The 5,575-nt window shown below is 43.6% G+C and carries 2 protein-coding genes; both read left to right on the top strand.

Translation table 11 applies throughout. The annotated features are described in order from the left end of the window. Positions 1-824: 824 nt before the first annotated feature. A complete protein-coding gene (locus tag ACR2PX_RS09315) occupies positions 825-3,722 on the top strand; it encodes a TonB-dependent receptor domain-containing protein (RefSeq protein WP_433999084.1) in 2,898 nt (965 codons plus the stop codon). 167 nt (positions 3,723-3,889) lie between these two features. After that, positions 3,890-5,341, top strand: coding sequence for a M3 family metallopeptidase (locus ACR2PX_RS09310; RefSeq protein ID WP_433999083.1), 1,452 nt, complete (start codon positions 3,890-3,892; stop codon positions 5,339-5,341). Positions 5,342-5,575: the final 234 nt, after the last annotated feature.

The following is a 5,575-nucleotide window of genomic DNA, read 5'->3' as shown; positions in this document are numbered from 1 at the left end:
CAAATACTTGAAACATTATCTGGGCTGGCGGCGGCTATTGACAGAAGCTGACAAGTTAACAGGTGAGCGTCTTTCTGAAAAAATTGTAGAACACTGGTTCAAACAACAGATAAAAGCAACTTAGCCTACTCAAAGGGTAATGCCTCTTCTACCAAAATAATTGAGATGCTTTGATTGAAGTGTTGATCAAAGTCTTAAGTGTTCAGTTAGTAATTCATTTCTAAAGTTGATAAATTCCCCTTCTCGCCGTTAATTATATAAATCTATTACTCTGCATGATTTTTGTGATTTTCTCTAAAAAGTGCTTTGTAAAGATCGTTTTTTCACGTTTGATATCTGTGACTTATTGATTTTGTATACGAATTAGATAAAAATTTACCAGTCGTCATTATTTTGAAATGGTTTTTAACATGGGTATGAGGTGATAGGAATCTGTATTGATTTGGAAAGTTGGTATGGATTTTGATTGTTAATAATCTGGATTTTCAAATACTCATTAATGGATTGATGAGTAGGTGGCGTTTTTTCTTTAGGAAATGACTTTCTTTTGAAAGACACCTGGAATTTAAGGTGGATGAAAATTGGTCAATTACTATTTTGATTGACTGTTTTTGAAAGTCTCTTGACAAGCTCAATTAAAAGATAATGAGAGAGAAAGCCTCTTGTTATTACTTTAGATTGTATCGATTGGGTTTTAGAGAGCAACCACAATAAGGTTCTGATTGAGGTGACCTGCCAAACATGGCGGTGTACAGGCAAGGAGCCACAAGCTCAAGCTGAGCCAATAATAAACACTATAAGTGGATAGCAAGGAAAATAATAACATGTTCAGAAGAACAGCGCTTAGCACGGCTATTGTCGTAGCTATGGGGGTTTCTGCAGGCTCAAATTTAGCCTTTGCAGCAGAGCAGGAAGTTGAAAAGCTTGAAAAAATTCAAGTGACTGGATCTCGAATCTCAAGAGTCGATGTAGAAGGTTCAAATCCGGTTCAGGTAATTACCCGTGATCAGATTGTTCAATCGGGTCTTTCCAGTGTTGGAGATCTCTTGCAAGAGCTCCCATCTATGGCAGGTGCTGCCACTTCATCCCAGGTAAATAACGGCGGTTCAGGTGCAGCAAGGGTTTCCTTGAGGGGGCTTGGCTCTGCCAGAACACTTGTACTTGTTAATGGGCGTCGTTTTGTGGCCAGTGGCACCGGTGCTGACAGTACTGTTGACCTGCAGATGATTCCTATCGCAATGGTTGAGCGTGTTGAAATTCTTAAAGACGGCGCGTCAGCAGTTTATGGTTCTGATGCTATTGCAGGTGTTGTCAATATCATTACCAAGAAGAATTTTGATGGTGTTGAAACTAACTTTTACTACGGTAAGTCCAGTGAAGGTGATGGTGATGTTGCTCAGGTAGATATCACCGCAGGGAAGGATTTTGAGCGTGGTTCACTGGTGTTCAGCTTCTCTGCTGTACAGCAGAAAAAAATAATGGCGGGTGACCGCAAGTTCTCTGAAAATGATATTCAGTATGATGAATCTGCAAATGAATCCTATGTGAGCGGAAGTAGTGCTACACCATGGGGTTACTACAAGATTCCAGATCGAGATGACAATTTGGGGATCGATCCTAATGATCCTGATGGCAGAGGGATGTATTACACCTACGTAGATACTGATGCTGACGGGAGTGCGGATGAAACCAACGGTGTAAAAAACAGAGTAGCGGTAACGATTGATAATGATGGCAATCCAATTGCCAACATCAATGGGCAGAATGTTAACATAAATGAAGATACTGTTGGCACAGGTGATGATGCTAAGAGCAATTCTGTAACCAGAGTTGTCACAAAGGTGCTGACCTATGGTCCGGAACAGGGCGATAACCTGAGAGACTTCAAGAACCCGGACGATCTATATAATTATCAGCCAGATAACTATATCCAAACCCCCAGTGATCGCTATTATGCCAATTTGTTTGGCGACTATATTTTGGGCAACGCTGGCTTTCTCGGAGAAGTTCGAGCGTCTGCTGAACTTTCTTATGCAAAAAGAAAATCCACTATTCAGTTAGCTCCGGAGCCTCTTTTTGGTGCGTTTTCCGGTGTTGGCGGCATAGGTGCTATTTCCAAAGATAATGTCTATAACCCAACAGGTGAAGATATATCAGACTGGCGTCGTCGTATGGTTGATACGGGGCCCAGGATTCTGGAGTATGACAACGAGACCTACAGATCAGTTCTGGCACTTGATGGGCAGTTTCAAAATGACTGGAACTGGGAGCTGTTCTACAACTATGGCAAAAACACGGGGAACGATAGTCAGAACTCTTTCCTGGTTGACAGACTGGCCAACTCAATCGGCCCTACCAATGCACAAGGTCAATGTCTGGACGGAAATGGTAATGTGATCTCAGGTTGTACTCCATTCAATATGTTTGGTACACCAAGCCAGGCTGCTATTGACTATGTCACCTACGTAAAAGAAGCAGAAGGTGAAAATAAGCAAGAGAACTGGGAAGCCAATGTGAATGGCGATCTCTTTGAACTGCCAGCTGGAACCGTAGGTTTTGCTGCAGGGTATAGCTGGAGAAAAGAGTCAGGTGCTTACACACCCGATCAGCAAGTACAAAACAGTAATGATGTAGCAGGTCTTGAGGCTGCAACGTCTGGCTCATATACAGTCAAAGAGACTTTTGGTGAACTGGCTGTACCGCTGATTGAAGGAAAGCCATTTATACAGTCTCTGGATGCCTCTTTGGCCGTTCGTTACTCAGACTACAATACCTTTGGTGACACAACCAACTGGAGCTATGGACTAACTTATCGTCCAAATGATGAGTTGATGCTGCGAGGCACTCTTTCAGAAGCGTTCCGTGCACCCAGTGTATCCGAACTTTATTCTGGAACGGTTCAGTCTGCAGAGTTTCTGGTTGATCCAACAGGTCAGGATGATCGAACTCAATTTGATACAAACATCGGTGGTAATTCAAGTCTTCAGCCTGAAACAGCTGAGATTAAAACCTTTGGTTTTGTATATTCTCCTGAAGCTTGGTCAGGATTCTCTGCCACTTTTGATATTTGGGACATTGTAGTTGACGATGCCATCATGAATGTAGGTGCTCAATATCGTCTGAATCAGTGTGCGAGTTCAGGACAATACTGCGATTCCATCACCAGGAATAATGAAGGGCAGATATTGTTCATTGAAGACAGTCAGGCAAACGTGGGTAAGATTGAAGCACGAGGTGCAGATATCAACTTGCGTTATAAGGATGATTACAGCTTTGGTCAGTTAGTTTTCAGCTGGGATCTGACGTATCTTGATCAATATGATGTCACTCAGGTTAATGGTGATGTTATTAAATACGCTGGTCGTTACAGAAGAGAAGCGGGTGATGCGGGCGGTAACTTTGCTCGCTGGCGTTCAACATTTGCTACTACCTGGATTGATGGTCCCTGGACTGTGAACTACGGTGTTCGTTATATCCACCATCTTGAAGAAGAAATCGATCCAGCTGAAAACAGATTCAATAAGATCGACTCTATTTTCTATCATGATGTTCGTGCCAGCTATTTGTTCTCTGAATGGAATACTACAGTCTCTGTAGGCATAGAAAACCTGTTTGATGAGCAACCACCACAGCTCCTGACTGGCTTCAATGCTAACACGGACGACAGAACGTATGACACGACAGGCAGATTTGTTTATCTAAACCTCAACAGCAGGTTCTGATTTGGCTGAACTGACACTGCTTAGGCAGTGTCAGTTTCTATAATCTCTCCATTATTGAAAGTAGAGACTTCTGACGCATTTTCCCCTCTTTTCTCTATGCACTTATTTTGGGTGAATATACTTCTTGCTGTCCTACTTTGGTGCGATTAATCCTTTAGAGGCACTCTATGACTTTGAATTACGACCAATCCATCCCAATCTGGGACAACCAATCCATCTATCAGTCTCTAACCGATCCTAAGTTGGATGGGGATTTCAATGATTCCGAGCAACTCATTGAAACCCTTAAAAGTTTGGGTGAAATAATCGCTGTCTCTTCGGATGATGCTTTATTGACCAACATTGTCAAAGCATTAAAGCTTTACGATGAAGTCAGCATAAAGGTTAGAACGATCAGTGTTTATGCTCAGAGCTTCTCCAGTGTGGATGCTAAAAATGAACTGGCCGCACGAATCAAAGTTAAAACAGGTGAGCTTGGTGCTCGTATCGATCAGGCTTTCAAGCCCGTTGATCAATATATAATAGAAGCACCAGAGAGTTTTCTTGAAGTACTGTTTTCCAATAAACAGGCTGCCGCTTTTCGGTTTTATTTCCAGCATGAACGAAAGATGGTGGATCATCGTCTGTCTACCAATGAAGAAGTGACGGTTTCAGCACTGTCGACAAACGGTCTTCATGGTTGGGGCCGCTTATACAGTGAACTGGCTGGCCAGTTGAAGTGTGATGTGGATGGTCAAGAGTTAGGCTTGGCCTCAGCTTTCAATATGACGCTGCAACAGGATACAGAGAAACGACAGTTAGCCTGGGAAGGTATTCAATCTGCCTGGAAAAGCAGAGAAGAAACCGTCGCCGCTATTCTGAATGCCATTAATGGCTGGAGAACTCAGGAGCAATCCCTTCGATCTGTTAAAAAGCCACTGCACTATCTTGATGTATCCTGTCATACCCAATGTATTGAGAAGCAAACACTGGATTCGTTAATGAAAGCAACGGATCAGAAGAAGTCACTGGGGCATCGAGCCCTGGCAGGAATGGCTAAAGGGTTGGGGGTAGAGAAGCTGGGGCCTCAAGATCTTCATGCTCCTTGCCCGGCTGACAGTCAGGACAGTGGTTATATCTCATTTGAAGAGGGTATCAAGCTGGTCTCTGATGCTTTTTCAAACTTTGATGTTGAAATGGGGCAGTTTGCCATTCAAATGTACGAGAATGGTTGGATTGATGCCAGGCCCACGGAGTCCCGTTCAACGGGGGCTTATTGCACAAGGTTTGAGAATGTTAGAGAGCCCAGAGTGTTTATGACCTGGGATGGCGCCATCACTAATGTGATTACACTGGCACATGAATTAGGGCATGCCTGGCATAACTGGGTGATGAGGGATATGTCACTGACTGAGACCTATTACCCCATGACGTTGGCAGAGACTGACAGTATTTTTGCCGAAACGCTGGTAAGGGATGCACTGTTTGAGCAAGCAGAAACCGATGCTGAGCGAATGCAGGTGGCCTGGCAGGATGCTGAAAGAGCCGCAGCTTTTCTGAATAATATTCCAGCCCGTTTTGAGTTTGAAAACGTTTGGCCGAAGGCCGAAAAGAGGGTTATCTCTCCGCCAGTGAGCTGACGTCCATGATGGAGTCCAGCTGGGAGCAATGGTACGGCGACAGTATCAGTGGTTATGACTCCCTGTTCTGGGCGTCCAAACTGCACTTTTCCATCTCAGGGCTCAGTTTTTATGGCCCTTTTACAGGTTGGCTGATCATTTTTGGGCCTCCTGCCTGATTTTTAGATAGAGATAATCAAGATCATTGTAACCACATGCCTTGTATATTATCCGCTTGATGACACCATTGAAGGC

The sequence above is a fragment of the Endozoicomonas sp. genome (assembly GCF_051008435.1).
In the GTDB taxonomy this organism is placed as follows: Bacteria; Pseudomonadota; Gammaproteobacteria; order Pseudomonadales; family Endozoicomonadaceae; genus Endozoicomonas_A.
The sequence above is the reverse complement of the archived record's forward strand: the minus strand, read 5'-3'. Positions and strand labels throughout refer to the sequence as shown.